The sequence below is a fragment of the Pseudomonas sp. LjRoot277 genome, assembly GCF_964253845.1.
GTDB lineage: Bacteria > Pseudomonadota > Gammaproteobacteria > Pseudomonadales > Pseudomonadaceae > Aquipseudomonas.
The window spans coordinates 2076977-2094032 of sequence record NZ_CAXURI020000001.1 but is presented as its reverse complement, the minus strand read 5'-3'; the positions used below and the strand labels follow the sequence as shown (position 1 = coordinate 2094032).

The 17056-nt window shown below is 59.9% G+C and carries 14 protein-coding genes; 8 read left to right on the top strand and 6 right to left on the bottom strand.

The window, feature by feature from the left end:
• Positions 1-11 precede the first annotated feature (11 nt).
• The 4 genes from acnD to ACSQ87_RS09900 all read right to left on the bottom strand — a co-directional run bounded on the left by acnD (position 12) and on the right by ACSQ87_RS09900 (position 5603).
• Complete coding sequence (acnD, locus tag ACSQ87_RS09915) at positions 12-2606, bottom strand: Fe/S-dependent 2-methylisocitrate dehydratase AcnD (protein WP_223432150.1); 2595 nt, start codon at positions 2604-2606, stop codon at positions 12-14.
• A gap of 219 nt (positions 2607-2825) precedes the next feature.
• Positions 2826-3953, bottom strand: coding sequence for a bifunctional 2-methylcitrate synthase/citrate synthase (gene prpC / locus ACSQ87_RS09910; protein WP_046047910.1), 1128 nt, complete (start codon positions 3951-3953; stop codon positions 2826-2828).
• A gap of 43 nt (positions 3954-3996) precedes the next feature.
• Positions 3997-4887: a methylisocitrate lyase gene (gene prpB, locus ACSQ87_RS09905; RefSeq protein ID WP_010456549.1), complete on the bottom strand. Its 891-nt coding sequence runs from the start codon at positions 4885-4887 to the stop codon at positions 3997-3999.
• Positions 4884-5603 carry a GntR family transcriptional regulator gene (locus ACSQ87_RS09900; RefSeq protein WP_177327884.1) on the bottom strand — a complete coding sequence of 240 codons (720 nt, stop codon included), beginning with the start codon at positions 5601-5603 and terminating at the stop codon, positions 4884-4886. Before ACSQ87_RS09900 ends, prpB begins: the two co-directional genes overlap by 4 nt.
• A gap of 302 nt (positions 5604-5905) precedes the next feature.
• Here ACSQ87_RS09900 and ACSQ87_RS09895 point away from each other — a divergent pair, with 302 nt between their 5' ends.
• The 4 genes from ACSQ87_RS09895 (at position 5906) to pabB (ending at position 10630) form a co-directional block, all read left to right on the top strand.
• Entirely contained in the window at positions 5906-6442 is a 537-nt protein-coding gene (locus ACSQ87_RS09895; RefSeq protein WP_095128808.1) for an ATP-dependent zinc protease family protein, read from the top strand.
• A gap of 5 nt (positions 6443-6447) precedes the next feature.
• Entirely contained in the window at positions 6448-7983 is a 1536-nt protein-coding gene (locus ACSQ87_RS09890) for an inactive transglutaminase family protein (protein ID WP_095128809.1), read from the top strand.
• The gene (locus ACSQ87_RS09885) at positions 7983-8969 is read left to right on the top strand and encodes an alpha-L-glutamate ligase-like protein (protein ID WP_223432151.1); all 987 of its coding nucleotides are present in this window, start codon (positions 7983-7985) and stop codon (positions 8967-8969) included. The genes ACSQ87_RS09890 and ACSQ87_RS09885 overlap by 1 nt, the downstream gene beginning before the upstream one ends.
• A gap of 323 nt (positions 8970-9292) precedes the next feature.
• Complete coding sequence (gene pabB / locus ACSQ87_RS09880; RefSeq protein ID WP_223430691.1) at positions 9293-10630, top strand: aminodeoxychorismate synthase component I; 1338 nt, start codon at positions 9293-9295, stop codon at positions 10628-10630.
• 146 nt (positions 10631-10776) lie between these two features.
• On the opposite strand, the gene thrH is transcribed toward pabB, so the two are convergent.
• Entirely contained in the window at positions 10777-11394 is a 618-nt protein-coding gene (gene thrH, locus ACSQ87_RS09875; protein WP_056744191.1) for a bifunctional phosphoserine phosphatase/homoserine phosphotransferase ThrH, read from the bottom strand.
• Between the two features lie 173 nt (positions 11395-11567).
• Here thrH and ACSQ87_RS09870 point away from each other — a divergent pair, with 173 nt between their 5' ends.
• From ACSQ87_RS09870 to ACSQ87_RS09860, 3 genes are all read left to right on the top strand, one after another.
• Positions 11568-12308, top strand: a complete 741-nt coding sequence (locus ACSQ87_RS09870) for a phosphoadenylyl-sulfate reductase (RefSeq protein ID WP_008027340.1) — start codon at positions 11568-11570, stop codon at positions 12306-12308.
• A gap of 453 nt (positions 12309-12761) precedes the next feature.
• On the top strand, positions 12762-14303 hold the full coding sequence (locus ACSQ87_RS09865) for an NCS1 family nucleobase:cation symporter-1 (RefSeq protein ID WP_223430693.1): 1542 nt from the start codon (positions 12762-12764) through the stop codon (positions 14301-14303).
• A gap of 56 nt (positions 14304-14359) precedes the next feature.
• A complete protein-coding gene (locus tag ACSQ87_RS09860; RefSeq protein WP_223430694.1) occupies positions 14360-15088 on the top strand; it encodes an aspartate/glutamate racemase family protein in 729 nt (242 codons plus the stop codon).
• Between the two features lie 118 nt (positions 15089-15206).
• Here ACSQ87_RS09860 and ACSQ87_RS09855 read toward each other — a convergent pair whose 3' ends face one another.
• Positions 15207-16130 (bottom strand): LysR family transcriptional regulator, encoded by a 924-nt coding sequence (locus ACSQ87_RS09855; protein ID WP_223430695.1) that lies wholly within the window; start codon positions 16128-16130, stop codon positions 15207-15209.
• Positions 16131-16255: 125 nt separating this feature from the next.
• On the opposite strand from ACSQ87_RS09855, the gene ACSQ87_RS09850 reads away from it, so the two are divergent.
• Positions 16256-17002, top strand: coding sequence for a 3-oxoacyl-ACP reductase family protein (locus tag ACSQ87_RS09850; protein WP_150655255.1), 747 nt, complete (start codon positions 16256-16258; stop codon positions 17000-17002).
• The last annotated feature ends 54 nt before the right edge of the window (positions 17003-17056 follow it).

The window sequence follows — 17056 nt, the reverse complement described above, 5'->3', positions numbered from 1 at the left end:
AACTCATCGTGTTAAACGGCAACCGCCGATTCTTCTAGGAAGTCCTGAGCGAAGCGTTGCAGCACGCCGCCAGCCTCGTAGATCGACACTTCTTCGGCGGTGTCGAGGCGGCAGGTCACCGGCACTTCGACGCGTTCGCCGTTCTTGCGGTTGATCACCAGCGTCAGCTCGGCACGCGGGGTGCGCTCACCGATCACGTCGTAGGTTTCGCTGCCATCGATGCCCAATGTCTTGCGGTCGGTGCCCGGTTTGAACTCCAGCGGCAACACGCCCATGCCCACCAGGTTGGTGCGGTGAATGCGTTCGAAGCCTTCGGCCGCAATCGCTTCCACACCCGCCAGACGCACTCCTTTGGCTGCCCAGTCGCGGGACGAACCCTGACCGTAGTCGGCGCCGGCGATGATGATCAGCGGCTGCTTGCGTTCCATGTAGGTTTCGATAGCTTCCCACATGCGCATCACTTTGCCTTCCGGCTCGACGCGAGCCAGCGAACCCTGTGTGACCTTGCCGTTTTCCTGAACCATTTCATTGAACAGTTTCGGGTTGGCGAAGGTGGCGCGCTGCGCAGTCAAATGGTCGCCCCTATGAGTTGCGTAAGAGTTGAAGTCCTCTTCCGGCAAGCCCATTTTCGCCAGGTATTCGCCGGCGGCGCTGTCGAGCATGATCGCGTTCGACGGCGACAGGTGATCGGTGGTGATGTTGTCCGGCAGCACCGCCAGCGGGCGCATGCCCTTGAGCGGACGAGCCCCGGCCAGCGCGCCTTCCCAGTACGGCGGACGGCGGATGTAGGTGCTCATCTCGCGCCAGTCGTACAGCGGCGTCACTTTCGGACCGGTGTCTTCGTGGATGGCGAACATTGGAATGTAGACCTGACGGAACTGCTCCGGCTTGACCGACGCCTTGACCACTGCGTCGATTTCTTCGTCGCTCGGCCAGATGTCTTTCAGGCGGATTTCCTTACCGTCGACCACACCCAGCACATCTTTTTCGATGTCGAAACGGATGGTGCCGGCGATGGCGTAAGCCACCACCAATGGCGGCGAAGCAAGGAACGCGTTCTTGGCGTACGGGTGGATCCGGCCGTCGAAGTTGCGGTTGCCGGAGAGTACGGCAGTGGCGTACAGGTCGCGGTCGATGATCTCTTGCTGGATCACCGGGTCCAGCGCACCGGACATTCCGTTGCACGTAGTGCAAGCGAAGGCGACGATGCCGAAACCGAGTTGTTCCAGCTCGCTGGTCAGGCCAGCCTCGTCCAGGTACAGCGCCACGGTTTTCGAGCCTGGCGCCAGGGACGATTTGACCCACGGCTTGCGGGTCAACCCGAGCTTGTTGGCATTGCGCGCCAGCAGGCCGGCGGCGATGACGTTGCGTGGGTTGCTGGTGTTGGTGCAACTGGTGATGGCGGCGATGATCACTGCGCCGTCCGGCATCTGGCCGGGCACTTCGGTCCACTGACCGGAGATGCCTTGGGCGGCGAGATCGGAAGTGGCGACGCGGGCGTGCGGGTTGCTCGGGCCAGCCATGTTGCGCACTACCGAAGACAGGTCAAAGGTCAACCCGCGCTCGTATTGCGCGCCTTTCAGGCTGTCAGCCCACAGGCCTGTGGTCTTGGCGTAGCTCTCGACCAGCTGCACCTGCTCGTCTTCACGGCCGGTGAGTTTCAGGTAGTCGATGGTCTGCTGGTCGATGTAGAACATCGCTGCGGTAGCGCCGTATTCCGGGGCCATGTTGGAGATGGTCGCGCGGTCGCCAAGAGTCAACGCGGAGGCACCTTCGCCGAAGAACTCCAGCCATGCACCGACGACTTTTTGCTGACGCAGGAACTCGGTCAACGCCAGCACCATGTCGGTGGCGGTGATGCCCGGTTGCAGCTTGCCAGTCAATTCGACGCCGACGCTTTCCGGCAGACGCATCCACGACGCGCGGCCAAGCATCACGCTTTCCGCTTCCAGACCGCCGACACCGATGGCGATCACGCCCAGTGCATCGACATGAGGAGTGTGGCTGTCGGTGCCGACGCAAGTGTCGGGGAACGCCACGCCGTCGCGCACCTGGATCACCGGAGACATTTTCTCCAGGTTGATCTGGTGCATGATCCCGTTGCCCGGCGGAATCACATCAACGTTCTTGAAGGCCTTTTTGGTCCAGTTGATGAAGTGGAAACGGTCTTCGTTGCGACGGTCTTCGATGGCGCGGTTCTTCTCGAACGCCTCCGGATCAAAACCACCGCGCTCGACGGCCAGGGAGTGGTCGACGATCAATTGCGTCGGCACCACCGGGTTCACTTGCGCCGGGTCGCCACCTTGCAGGGCGATGGCGTCACGCAGGCCGGCGAGGTCCACCAGCGCGGTCTGGCCGAGAATGTCGTGGCACACCACGCGGGCCGGGAACCATGGGAAGTCGAGGTCGCGTTTGCGCTCGATGAATTGCTTCAGGGATTCGGTGAGCGTGGTCGGGTCGCAGCGACGCACCAGGTTTTCCGCCAGCACGCGGGAGGTGTATGGCAGAGTGTCGTAGGCGCCGGGCTGGATGGCCTCGACAGCCGCGCGGACGTCGAAGTAATCCAGATGGCTGCCGGGCAGCGGTTTACGGAATTCAGTGTTCATCGTCAGGACTCGGTCACGGTAGTTTCAAAGGGAGGCGCCTGGCACAGCTCCTGAAGTTAACTCGGTCAAATGTGGGAGCGGCGGTGCGACGATTCGACTTGCTCGCGAAAGCGGTGTATCAGTCGACATCAATGTTGAATGTCAGTCCGTCTTCGCGAGCAAGCCCGCTCCCACAATGGTCCCGGTTCATTCAGCAACCAGCGCGGGAGCCCACACCATTCAGCGTTGTTCGATTGGCACGAACTTGCGCTGTTCGACGCCGACGTATTCGGCGCTCGGGCGGATGATGCGGTTGTTGGCACGTTGTTCGAACACGTGCGCCGCCCAGCCGGTCAGGCGCGAGCAGACGAAAATCGGTGTGAACAACTTGGTCGGGATGCCCATGAAGTGGTACGTCGACGCGTGGTAGAAGTCGGCGTTCGGGAACAGTTTTTTCTGCTCCCACATGGTCTTGTCGATGGCTTCGGAAACCGGGAACAACACCGTATCGCCCACTTCGTCAGCGAGTTTTTTCGACCAGCCCTTGATCACCTCGTTGCGAGGATCGTTGTCCTTATAGATCGCGTGGCCGAAGCCCATGATCTTGTCCTTGCGCTCGAGCATGCCGAGGGTGCCTTTGATCGCCTCTTCCGGCGAGCTGAAGCGCTCGATCATTTCCATCGCCGCTTCGTTGGCACCGCCATGCAGCGGACCGCGCAGCGAGCCAATGGCAGCCGTGACGCAGGAATACATGTCCGACAGCGTCGATGCACAAACCCGTGCGGTGAAGGTCGAGGCGTTGAACTCGTGTTCCGCATAGAGAATCAGCGAAACGTTCATCACTTTGACGTGCAACTCGCTCGGCTTCTTGTCGTGCAGCAGGTGCAGGAAGTGGCCGCCGATGGACTGTTCGTCGCTCACGCAGTTGATGCGTTTGCCGTCATGACTGAAGCGATACCAGTAGCACATGATCGCCGGGAACGCGGCCAGCAGGCGGTCGGTCACGTCGTGTTGTTCGGAGAAGTCTTTCTCCGGCTCGATGTTGCCCAGGAACGAGCAACCGGTGCGCATCACGTCCATCGGGTGGGCGTCGGCGGGGATGCGTTCCAGCACTTCTTTCAGCGCTTGCGGCAGGTCGCGCAGCTTGCTCAGTTTGCTGATGTAAGCGGCGAGTTGTGTTTTGGTTGGCAGTTCACCGTAAAGCAGCAGGTAGGCCACTTCTTCGAATTGTGCGTCAGCCGCCAGTTCGCGAACGTCGTAGCCACGATAGGTCAGGCCTGCGCCCGACTGGCCCACGGTGGACAGTGCGGTTTGCCCGGCAACCTGGCCACGGAGCCCGGCGCCACTGAGTACTTTTGCTTCGGCCATTGCTGTCTCCAGTTTTTTTGAATTTGTTAGGGAGTTATTCGACTTACTTCTTCGCCGCAAACAACGCATCGAGCTTCTGCTCGAAGGTGTGGTAGTCGATGCGATCGTAAAGCTCCATGCGGGTCTGCATGGTGTCGATGACGTTTTGTTGCGTGCCGTCGCGGCGGATGGCGGTGTAGACATTTTCCGCGGCTTTGTTCATCGCACGGAACGCCGACAGCGGGTACAGCACCAGCGACACATCAGCAGCGGCAAGCTGCTCGGTGGTGTACAGCGGGGTCGCGCCAAATTCGGTGATGTTGGCCAGGATCGGCGCTTTCACGCGGTTGGCGAACAGCTTGTACATGTCCAGTTCGGTGATGGCTTCCGGGAAGATCATGTCGGCGCCGGCCTCGATGCACGCCGCAGCGCGATCCAGCGCAGATTCCAGACCTTCCACAGCCAGCGCATCGGTGCGGGCCATGATCACGAAGCTGTCATCGGTGCGCGCATCGACAGCAGCCTTGATCCGATCGACCATTTCCTGCAGGGACACGATCTCTTTATTAGGACGGTGGCCGCAGCGCTTGGCGCCGACCTGGTCTTCGATGTGAATCGCCGCCGCGCCGAACTTGATCATCGACTTGACGGTACGTGCCACGTTGAACGCCGAGGAACCGAAACCGGTGTCCACATCCACCAACAGCGGCAGGTCGCAGACGTCAGTGATGCGGCGCACGTCGGTCAGCACGTCGTCCAGGCCGGTGATGCCCAGGTCCGGCACGCCGAGTGAGCCGGCAGCCACCCCGCCACCCGACAGATAAATAGCCTTGAAACCGGCGCGCTTGGCCAGCAGCGCGTGATTGGCGTTGATCGCGCCGACCACTTGCAGCGGATGTTCGCTGGCGACCGCATCGCGGAAACGCTGGCCTGGAGTGCTCTTGTTGGAACTCATGACTCACCTCGTTCAGTGGCTGTCTGGTTTGCGCCGTCCTGGTAGTGACGAGCGATATTGCGTTTGGAGGCGCCGATGTGACGGCGCATCAACAACTCGGCCAGCTCACCGTCACGGTCGGCGATGGCGTCGAGAATTCGGTGGTGCTCGGCAAAGGCCTGACGCGGACGATTGGGCGTGGTGGAAAACTGGATGCGGTACATGCGCACCAGTTGATAGAGCTCGCCGCAGAGCATCTGCGTCAGGGTGCGGTTGCCGCTGCCCTGGATGATTCGGTAATGGAAGTCGAAATCGCCTTCCTGCTGGTAGTAGCCGACACCGGCCTGAAACGCCGCATCGCGCTCGTGGGTTTCGAGGACCCGGCGCAGTTCGTCGATTTCTTCGAGGGTCATGCGCTCGGCCGCCAGACGGCAGGCCATGCCTTCGAGGGATTCGCGGATTTCGTAGAGTTCCAGCAGCTCGGCATGGCTCAACGAAACCACCCGCGCTCCGACGTGCGGCACGCGAACCAGCAGGCGCTGGCCTTCCAGACGGTGGATCGCCTCACGCAGCGGCCCACGGCTGATGCCATAGGTGCGCGCCAGTTCCGGCTCGGAGATCTTGCTGCCCGGGGCGATCTCGCCCTTGACGATGGCCGCCTGAATGCGCCGGAAGACGTTCTCGGAAAGTGTCTCCGAATCGTCTTGGGCTATTACCGGGGGATCGAGTTGATCCAACATATTGTCGACACCTTGAAAGCTGATGCCGCAAAAACTAGCGAATACAGACCTTTTAGTCAAAGGATAAATAGGTATTGTCGACAATCGTCTAATAACCGACTGCACCTAAACGATGCAGCCCCTCTGTTTATAGCCGCCTCCCGGCGCTGGCGCCATAAAACCACCGTGCTAGAATGCCGGCCGCATTTGTTTGTGACATCTGCACTGCTTGTCATAAACAGTTGATAGGCATACGAGGGAGCTTGCGCAGCGATGCCAGGGCCTTGAATAGAAGTACGGACCGCTGCGCACCAGGATTTATGAGACTCAAGCCCTTCCCCACCTTCCTTTATCTTCTTTGCCTGCCCGGTTTCGCCGCGGCGGGGGAAAAGACTGTTTACGGCCTCAACGAGTACGCCGCCCTGGACGGCATCGACCTGGAAGTCGCCGCCAAACTCGACACCGGAGCGAAAACCGCTTCCCTGAGCGCCCGTGACATCAAACGTTTCAAACGCAATGGCGAATCCTGGGTGCGCTTCTATCTGGCAATCGACGCTGCGCACTCGCACCCGATCGAACGGCCACTGGCCCGCGTCAGCAAGATCAAGCGCCGGGCCGGCGACTACGACCCGGAAGAAGGCAAGAAGTACACCGCCCGTCCGGTGATCGAGCTGAATATCTGCATGGGTTCGGCTTTACGCAGCATCGAAGTGAACTTGACCGACCGCAGCGCCTTCCAATACCCGCTCCTGATCGGCTCCGAAGCGCTGAAACGTTTCGATGCGCTGGTCGACCCCAGTCTTAAATACGCTGCTGGCAAACCCGCCTGCGCCACCGACGCTCATACCGCAGAGTAATTCCAATGCGCTCTCTTACCCTTCACCTGAAATTCCTGATCGCCATCCTGGTGGTGCTGGGTATTTCAGTCACGGCCTATCAGATCTTCGTGCTCGGCATCCCCGTGACCGAAGACGCCACCGACGACTTGTGGAACATCGACGCCAAAGTCGAGTTCGTCGCCAGTACCAAGGACCCGGTCAAGATCCAGATGTTCGTGCCGCCGCTGAGCCGCGATTACGTCAGCCTCAATGAGAGCTTCATTTCCAATAACTACGGCGTGGCCGTGAACCGTGCCGACGGCAACCGCAAAGTCACCTGGTCGGCACGTCGGGCCAAGGGCAATCAGACTCTTTATTACCGCCTGGTGCTGACCAAGCGCTACACCGGTGAAAAATCCAAGATCAAAGGCCCGACCTTCCGCGACAGCATCGCCGTCGAAGGCGCGGAAAAAGTCGCCGCCGAAGCCCTGCTCGCACCGATCCGCCAGCACTCGGCCGACGTCGAAACCTTCATCGGCGAAGCCATCAAGCGTGTCAACAATCTCAACGACGACAACGTGAAACTGCTGCTGGGCGGCGATCCGTCCCCCGGGCACAAGGCGAAAATCGTCGAATTGGTGCTGTCCATCGCGCACGTGCCGGTGGAAAAGGTCCACACCATTCGTCTGGTGGCTGACCAGCCGCAAATGCCGGAACTGTGGTTGCGCAGCTTCAATGGCACCGACTGGCTGTACTTCAACCCGGAAACCGGTGAACAGGGCCTGCCGACCGACCGCCTGCTGTGGTGGACCGGCGACGAAAACCTGATCACTGTCGATGGCGGCAAGAAAGCCAACGTGACCTTCAGCCTGAACAACAGCGAAATGAACGCCATTCGCCTGGCCAAGTTGACCGACGAAAACACCGACGCCAACTTCCTCGAATACTCGCTGTACGGCCTGCCGCTGCAAACCCAGCAGACGTTCATGATCATGGTGATGATCCCGATCGGTGTGCTGGTGATTTTGATCCTGCGCAACCTGATCGGCATTCAGACCCTCGGCACCTTTACTCCGGTGCTGATCGCCCTGGCGTTCCGGGAAACCCAGCTCGGCTTCGGTATCGTGCTGTTTACGATCATCACGGCGTTGGGCCTGTCGCTGCGCTCCTACCTCGAACACTTGAAGCTGCAAATGTTGCCGAGGCTGTCCGTGGTGCTGACCTTCGTGGTGGTGCTGATCGCGGCGATCAGCCTGCTCAGCCATAAACTCGGCCTGGAACGCGGGCTGTCCGTTGCGCTGTTCCCGATGGTGATTCTGACCATGACCATCGAACGCCTGTCGATTACGTGGGAAGAGCGCGGCTCCGGCCACGCCATGAAAGTGGCGATCGGTACGCTGTTCGCCGCGTCGCTGGCGCACCTGATCATGAGCGTTCCGGAGCTGGTTTACTTCGTGTTCACCTTCCCGGCGATCCTGTTGATCCTGGTGGGCTTCATGCTGGCGATGGGGCGCTATCGCGGCTACCGCCTGACCGAACTGGTGCGTTTCAAAGCCTTCCTGAAGAAGGCTGACGCCTGATGCTCGGCTTCTGGAAGACCTGGAAGGCCCTGGAAGCCCGGGGCATCATGGGGATCAATCGGCGTAACGCGGACTACGTGCTCAAGTACAACAAGCGCAGTCTGTACCCGATTGTCGATGACAAGATCATCACCAAGGAACGCGCCATCGCCGCCGGCATTCATGTGCCGGAACTGTATGGCGTGATCTCCACCGAGAAAGAAATCGACAACCTCGACGACATCATCGGCAGGCGCAACGACTTCGTGATCAAACCGGCCCAGGGCGCGGGCGGTGACGGCATCATTGTGGTTGCCGACCGGTTCGAGGGGCGCTATCGCACAGTGTCCGGCAAGATCATCGACCATGAGGAACTCGAGCACCATGTCTCCAGCATCCTGACCGGCCTCTACTCCCTGGGCGGGCACCGCGACCGCGCGCTGATCGAATACCGGGTGATCCCGGACCAGATTTTCAAAAGCATCAGCTATGAAGGCGTGCCGGACATTCGCATCATCGTGCTGATGGGTTACCCGGTCATGGCCATGCTGCGCCTGCCAACCCGGCAATCCGGCGGCAAGGCCAACCTGCACCAGGGCGCCATCGGCGTCGGTGTTGACCTCGCGACTGGACAGACGTTGCGCGGCACCTGGCTGAACAACATCATCAACAAACACCCCGACACCACCAACGCAGTGGATGGCGTGCAACTGCCCTACTGGGACGGTTTCATGAAACTTGCCGCGGGCTGCTATGAGCTGTGCGGGCTGGGTTATATCGGTGTCGACATGGTGCTGGACCAGGAGAAAGGGCCGCTGATTCTTGAGCTCAACGCCCGGCCTGGGTTGAACATTCAGATTGCCAATGATTGCGGGCTGACGTTGCGCACCCATGCGGTTGAAGCGCGGCTGGAAGAGTTGAAGGCTCGCGGGGTTGTTGAGACGGTGCAGGAACGGGTTGAGTTTGTTCAGGAAATGTTTGGGCATATTCCTGCGGTTGAAGGCTGAAATCCACCTCTCACCCTAACCCTCCCGAAACGTCGGACCGCCCAGAGGTAGAGGGGACTGACCGAGGTGCTCTTGGAGCTGCGTCGACCTGAAAGCCCGAGCCGAACTCAGGTTTTGAAAAGCCCCCAATCTGCTCCCTTTCCCCCCTCTCCCCACTGGGGCGGTCCGACGTTTCGGGAGGGCTGGGGTGGGGGGTGGCTTTTTAATCCAACACAAATACTGAACCTCCACCAACCTGCCAATCCCCGACATCCCCTCTAGGAGCAATTCCCCGAGGAGACTACAATCGCCACCCCCGCCTCGTTGGCTGATCTGCCCCGCCCATGTTGACCTGTTCCGTACACCCGCTTCCCTATTGCGCCAACCCCGCCGAGTACTTCGCGGCGATTCGTCATGCCCCCGGTGCCGTGCTGCTCGACAGTGGCCGGCCGAGTGCCGAGCGTGGACGTTATGACCTGCTCAGTGCCTGGCCGCTGGAGCAAATAGCGGTATTGCCTGACGAAAGTGGCAGCGATTTCCTGCAACGCCTTCGCGACAATCTGACACGACTCGGTGAAGCGGCTGTTCCTTGCGATTTGCCCTTCGCTGGCGGCCTCATCGGCTATCTGAGCTACGACTTCGGCCGGCATCTGGAAAACCTGCCGAGTCAGGCTCAGGACGATCTGCAATTGCCCGACGCACGTTTCGGGCTGTATGACTGGGCGCTGATCAGCGATCACCAACTGAGTACGAGTCAGTTGGTCTTCCATCCGTCGCTGATCGACAGCGAACGTCAGCGCCTGATCACGCTATTCAGTAAGCCTACGGCTGAAGCAGTCGAGTCTTTCAAGTTGAAAGCCCCGATGAAGGCCGACCTGAGCGCTGACGAATATCGCCACGCGCTCGAACGCATTCAGCAGTACATCCAGGCCGGCGACTGTTACCAGGTCAACTTCGCCCAGCGTTTCCGCGCTCAGTGCCAGGGCGATCCATGGGCCGCGTATTGCGCGCTGCGGGCGGCGTGCCCGACGCCGTTTTCCGGTTTTCAGAGCCTGCCCGACGGCGGCGCGGTGTTGAGCCTGTCGCCAGAACGTTTCGTCAAAGTCAGCGAACGCCATGTGGAAACCCGCCCGATCAAAGGCACCCGCCCTCGCGGACTGACCGCTGCCGAAGATGCGGCAAACGCCGCCGAACTGCTGGTCAGCCCCAAGGACCGCGCGGAAAACCTGATGATCGTCGACCTGCTGCGCAATGACCTCGGCCGTACGTGCCGTATCGGTTCGGTGCGGGTGCCGGAGTTGTTCAGCCTGGAAAGCTACCCGAACGTGCATCACCTGGTGAGCAGCGTGACCGGAGAACTGGCGGATGATCGGGACGCGCTGGACCTGATCGCTGGCAGCTTCCCTGGCGGCTCGATTACCGGTGCACCGAAAATTCGTGCGATGCAGATCATCGACGAGCTGGAGCCGACGCGTCGCGGGTTGTATTGCGGGTCTTTGCTGTATCTGGACGTGCGCGGCGAGATGGACAGCTCCATCGCCATTCGCAGTTTGCTGGTGAAAGATGGGCAGGTGTGTTGCTGGGGCGGTGGCGGGATCGTCGCGGATTCAGAGTGGCAGGCCGAGTATCAGGAATCGATTACCAAGGTAAAAGTACTGCTCGATACCTTGCAAAACCTTTAGCTTTTGTGGCGAGGGGGCTTGCCCCCGTTGGGTTGCGAAGCGACCCCAAAACCAGACACTGCGATTCTTCAGATAGAACGCGTGTAAAGGTTTTACGACTGCTTCGCAGCCGAACGGGGGCAAGCCCCCTCGCCACAGGTATCGGTTTACAGACTTAGGGCCCGGTTAGAAGCCTTGATGAATTCCTGCTTCAGCTCTTCAAAGCTGTGCACGGCCGGGAACTGCGGAAACTCGCGAATCACATTGTCTGGCGCATGGAACAGAATCCCCGCATCCGCCTCGCCCAGCATCGTGGTGTCGTTGTAGGAATCCCCCGCCGCGATCACCCGGTAGTAAAGGCTCTTGAAGGCCAAAACCGACTGGCGCTTGGGATCCTTCTGACGCAATTGATAGCTCGTCACCCGACCGGAATCGTCAGTAATCAGACGATGGCAGAGCAACGTCGGGAAGCCCAGTTGACGCATCAGCGGCTGGGAGAACTCGTAGAACGTGTCCGACAGAATCACCACCTGAAAGCGCTCACGCAGCCAGTTGACGAACTCGATGGCGCCATCCAGCGGCTTGAGCGTGGCGATCACTTCCTGGATGTCGGTGAGTTTCAAGCCGTGCTCGTCGAGAATCCGCAGACGCTGCTTCATGAGCACGTCGTAGTCGGGGATATCCCGGGTGGTAGCCCTCAGGGACTCGATCCCGGTTTTTTCGGCGAAGGCGATCCAGATTTCCGGGACCAGTACACCTTCAAGATCCAGACAGGCAATTTCCACAAGACACTCCCATTTGTATTGATTATTGAGTCGAGCGAGCCAAAAGACTGCCGAACTCTAGCGACTCAGGCTGACCGGTGCAACGCAGAGGACGCGCCAGTCGCTGCAGGATTTTGTTACCATCAGACCCATATAGAGCGCCCAGCGCCACCGACCTGTAGGAAGCCACCCTGATGAGCCCAACGTTCGACGTCGTGGAACTCGCCACGACCTATGCCAACAAATCCGCCCAGGACATCCTGAAACTCGCGTTCGCCGAGTTTGGCGATGACCTGTGGATATCTTTCAGCGGCGCCGAAGACGTGGTGCTGGTAGACATGGCCTGGAAGCTGAACAAGAACGTCAAAGTGTTCAGCCTCGACACCGGCCGCTTGCACCCCGAGACCTACCGCTTCATCGATCAGGTGCGCGAGCACTACAAGATCGACATCGAACTGGTGTCGCCGGACTACACCAAGCTCGAACCTTTCGTGAAGGAAAAGGGCCTGTTCAGTTTCTACAAGGACGGCCATGGCGAATGCTGCGGCATCCGCAAGATCGAGCCGCTGCGTCGCAAGCTCTCGGGAGTGACGGCCTGGGCCACCGGCCAGCGTCGGGATCAGAGCCCTGGAACACGCAGCGCCGTCGCGGTGCTGGAAATCGACACCGCGTTCTCCACCCCGGAACGCACCCTGTACAAATTCAACCCGCTGGCGCAAATGACCAGTGAAGAGATCTGGGGTTACATCCGCATGCTGGAGCTGCCGTACAACAGCTTGCACGAACGCGGGTTCATCAGCATCGGCTGCGAACCGTGCACCCGCCCGGTGTTGCCGAACCAGCACGAGCGCGAAGGTCGCTGGTGGTGGGAAGAAGCGACGCAGAAAGAATGCGGGCTGCACGCTGGCAACATCATCAGCAAATCCAAAGCTTAAAAACCGCTTCAACAAATGTGTACACACGAATGTCACCATAGGTGCCATTTATGTGTGCACTTTTCATTTCAGCGCCCCAAAAAGTTACACGCCCCTTTCCAGACTTTCTCAGTCGACCTTTCGTACACATCCCACTGAAAAATAAATACCTGTTCAAACAGTCAATTTATATCGCCTTTATTTCAGTCACTTATCGACTGCCAATAACAAAACGAAATTAGCGATGATTTTCATAGATCGCCATCTGGCATGGATCTGGCTTAAGTGCATACATGTTTTGTATACAATAACATCAAAACATACACACACTTTAGATCCGCAAGCCTGAAGCGCCCTATCCCGTACAGGCTGCAGATGCCCCGTAACCAAATGATGCTGACTGCCCGCGACGAAGATTTGTCGAGCCAACGCTCATGCACAGTCATCGCGACGCCAAGCTCGGAGCCTGCCGGAATGCGTACTAGCCTCTCCAATAACAACATCGCGCTGGATCTGCCCTCCTTCCCACCCACTTCAACCCCTCACGACCAAACGTTTCAAGAACCTGTCGTACTCAGCCCCCGCCTGCACAACAAGGACCTGGCGCCGACCAAGGCCGAAGGTCGACGCTGGGGCCGCTACAGCATCTTCGCCCTGTGGACCAACGACGTTCACAACATCGCCAATTATTCATTCGCCATCGGGCTGTATGCCCTCGGACTGGGCGGCTGGCAAATCCTGCTGTCCCTGGGGATCGGTGCGGCGTTGGTGTATTGCTTCATGAACCTCTCCGGTTACATGGGGCAAAAGACCGGTGTGCCGTTTCCTGTCATCAGCCGGATCAGTTTCGGCATTCACGGGGCGCAGATTCCTGCATTGATCCGCGCTGTTATCGCCATCGCCTGGTTCGGGATTCAGACCTACCTAGCCTCGGTGGTCTTTCGCGTACTGCTGACAGCGGTTCATCCCGGCTTCGCCGACTACGACCACAACTCAATCCTCGGTTTATCGAGCCTGGGCTGGGTGTGTTTTGTGGCGATCTGGTTCGTGCAATTGGCGATTCTCGCCTACGGCATGGAAATGGTTCGGCGTTACGAAGCGTTCGCCGGGCCGGTGATTCTGCTGACCGTCGCCGCCCTCGCCGGGTGGATGTACTTTCAGGCCAATGCGACCATCGCCTGGTCGATCCGCGAACCGCTGACTGGCGGTGAGATGTGGCGCAACATCTTTGCCGGTGGTGCGTTGTGGCTGTCGATCTACGGCACGCTGATCCTCAACTTCTGCGACTTCGCCCGTTCTTCGCCGTGCCGCAAGACCATCAAGGTCGGCAATTTCTGGGGCCTGCCGGTGAATATTCTGGTGTTCGCCAGCATCACCGTCCTGCTCTGCGGCGCGCAATTTCAGATCAACGGCCGGATCATCGAAAGCCCGACCGAGATCATTGCCTCGATTCCCAACACCTTCTTTCTGGTGCTCGGCTGCCTGGCCTTCCTGATCGTCACCGTGGCGGTGAACATCATGGCCAACTTCGTCGCCCCGGCCTTCGTGCTGAGCAACCTGGCGCCCAAATACCTGACATTCCGCCGCGCCGGGTTGATCAGCGCGACCATCGCGGTGCTGATCCTGCCGTGGAACCTCTACAACAGCCCGTTGGTGATCGTGTATTTCCTGTCAGGCCTCGGCGCCCTGCTCGGCCCGTTGTACGGCGTGATCATGGTCGACTACTGGCTCGTACGAAAAGGTCAGGTCAACGTGCCGCAGTTGTACAGCGAAGACCCTAACGGCGCTTATTACTACAGCCGCGGAGTCAATTTACGCGCTGTCGCGGCGTTCATTCCTGCCGCGCTGATCGCCATCGTCCTGGCGCTGGTACCGGGCTTCGACAGCGTATCGCCCTTCTCCTGGCTGATCGGTGCCGGGATTGCCGGGACGCTCTACCTGATCATCGCCAAACGGCAGCCCCATTACGCAGACGTCAGCGGTGAAGCCATCGCCGTCGATAACGTCAGCCACTAATCCCTTGGCGGCCCGGCACCGTCGGGCCGCAGAACCACCCGTTATAAGGACTTTCCATGCGAATTCTCGTGGTCAACGTCAACACCACCGAATCCATCACCCAGGCCATCGCGCGTTCGGCTCAGTCCGTGGCCGCGCCGGGCACGGAAATCATCGGCCTGACGCCCTACTTCGGTGCTGACTCCATCGAAGGCAATTTCGAAAGCTACCTGGCCGCCATCGCGGTGATGGATCGGGTGATGGCTTACGACCAACCCTTCGACGCCGTGATCCAGGCCGGTTACGGCGAACACGGCCGCGAGGGTTTGCAGGAGTTGCTCAACGTGCCGGTGGTGGACATCACCGATGCGGCGGCCAGCACCGCCATGTTCCTCGGCCATACCTACTCGGTGGTCACCACGCTGGACCGCACCGTGCCACTGATCGAGGATCGCCTCAAACTGTCCGGACTCTGGGACCGTTGCGCGTCCGTACGGGCCAGTGGTTTGGCGGTACTGGAACTGGAATCCGATCCTGAGCGTGCGCTGGAGGCCATTATTCGTCAGGCGGAATTGGCTGTGCTTGAAGATAAGGCCGAGGTGATTTGCCTGGGGTGCGGCGGTATGGCCGGGCTGGATGAACAGATACGCCGGCGCACCGGGGTGCCGGTGGTGGATGGTGTGACGGCGGCGGTGACGATTGCCGAGTCGTTGGTGCGGTTGGGCTTGTCGACGTCCAAGGTGCGGACTTATGCGACACCGCGGCCGAAGAAAATTATTGGCTGGTCGGGGCGTTTCGGGCAGTAGACCGCGTTATCGTTCATCGCGAGCAAGCTCGGCTCCCACAGGGGATTTGTGAACGCCGCAGATCCAATGTGGGAGCCGAGCTTGCTCGCGATGGCCACGCCTCGGTCTTGAGCCAGGCTCAAAGAGCACTAAACCGCTGTCCCAACCCCTGCACCGCAAACTGCTCAATGACGAAATCCACAAACGCCCGGGTCTTGCCGGGCAGCAGTTTGTGCTCCGCGTAATAGATCGAAATGTTGCCATCGTCGACATACCAGTCCGGCAGCACCCGCTGCAAGGTCCCAGCCTCCAGATAGCCCACGGCAAACGGCATGCTCACCAGGGCAATGCCCAACCCTTGGGCGGCCGTGGCGCAGGCTGCCTCCGAATCACTCATGGTCATCCGCGCCTTGAGCATCAGCGGGCTGTGTTGCTGGGTGCGACTGGTCAATTGCCAGGAGCGCACACGACCGGTCTGCGGCGATCGAATCAGGATGCCATCGTGATGCTTCAGATCATCGGGCTCGGCAATTACCTCACGCCCTGCAAGGTAGTCGGCTGACGCGACCAACACCCGATGGGCCGGCGTCAGCTTGCGTGCCACCACCCCCTGCGGCAGCTCGAATCCTCCACCAATCGCCGCATCGAACCCCTGAGCGATCAGATCGACCTGACGATTATCGAAATGCCAGTCCGGGTTGATCGCCGGAAAGCGCCGCAGAAACTCCCCGAGCAACGGCACGATGTACAAACGCCCGAACACGGTACCCATGCTGACCTTCAACGTCCCCGCGGGTAGCCCTTCGGCGCTGGCCAGATTGGCCACGGCATTCTGGATCGTGTGAAGACTGGAACTCACTTCGCCGAGAAAACGATGACCCGCTTCAGTGAGCGTCAGGCTGCGAGTGCTGCGCTGAAACAGCCGCACACCCAGCCGTGCCTCAAGTTTGGCAACACTCTTGCCCACCGCCGCCGGGGTCAGACTCAGGCGGCGCGCGGCTTCGGCGAAGCTGCCGACCTCGGCACTGCGCACGAAGCATTCGATACTGCTGAAGGTTTCCATAGGCGCCACTATAAACTTTTGGTTTACACAGACTATCGCAATTACCGTCTACTCAGCCGGTAATCCTGAATCGATACTAGGCTCCATCAACCGAGGCATCTCGCCTCGGGACTTTGGAGATCGATATGACTACTCAGAACCTCAGCGGCAAAGTGGCTTTGATTCAAGGCGGATCCCGCGGTATCGGCGCCGCCATTGTCAAACGCCTGGCTGCTGAAGGCGCGGCAGTCGCCTTCACCTACGTCAGCTCCACGGCCAAAGCCGAAGAATTGCAAAACAGCATCACCGGTAACGGCGGCAAAGCCCTCGCGATCAAGGCTGACAGCGCCGACGCCGAGGCCATCCGCAACGCCGTGAGCGCCACCGTAAAAGCCTTTGGTCGACTGGACATTCTGGTCAACAACGCAGGCGTGCTGGCCGTTGCACCGCTGGAAGACTTCAAACTCGAAGACTTCGACCAGACCCTCGCGATCAACGTGCGCAGCGTATTCATCGCCACCCAGGCCGCTGCCAAACACATGACCGAAGGCGGTCGCATCATCAACATCGGCAGCACCAACGCCGACCGCATGCCCTTCGCCGGTGGTGGCCCGTACGCCATGAGCAAATCGGCGCTGGTCGGCCTGACCAAAGGCCTGGCGCGCGACCTCGGCCCGCGCGGTATCACCATCAACAACGTGCAACCGGGCCCGGTCGACACTGACATGAACCCGGCCAGTGGCGACTTCGCCGAAAGCCTGATCCCGTTGATGGCGGTGGGTCGTTACGGCAAAGCGGAAGAAATCGCCAGCTTCGTCGCCTACCTCGTCGGTCCTGAAGCCGGCTACATCACCGGTGCCAGCCTGACCATCGACGGTGGTTTCGGCGCCTGATGTTCTGAATCACGCATAAAAAAACGCCGGCAACCCTGACCAGGTTGCCGGCGT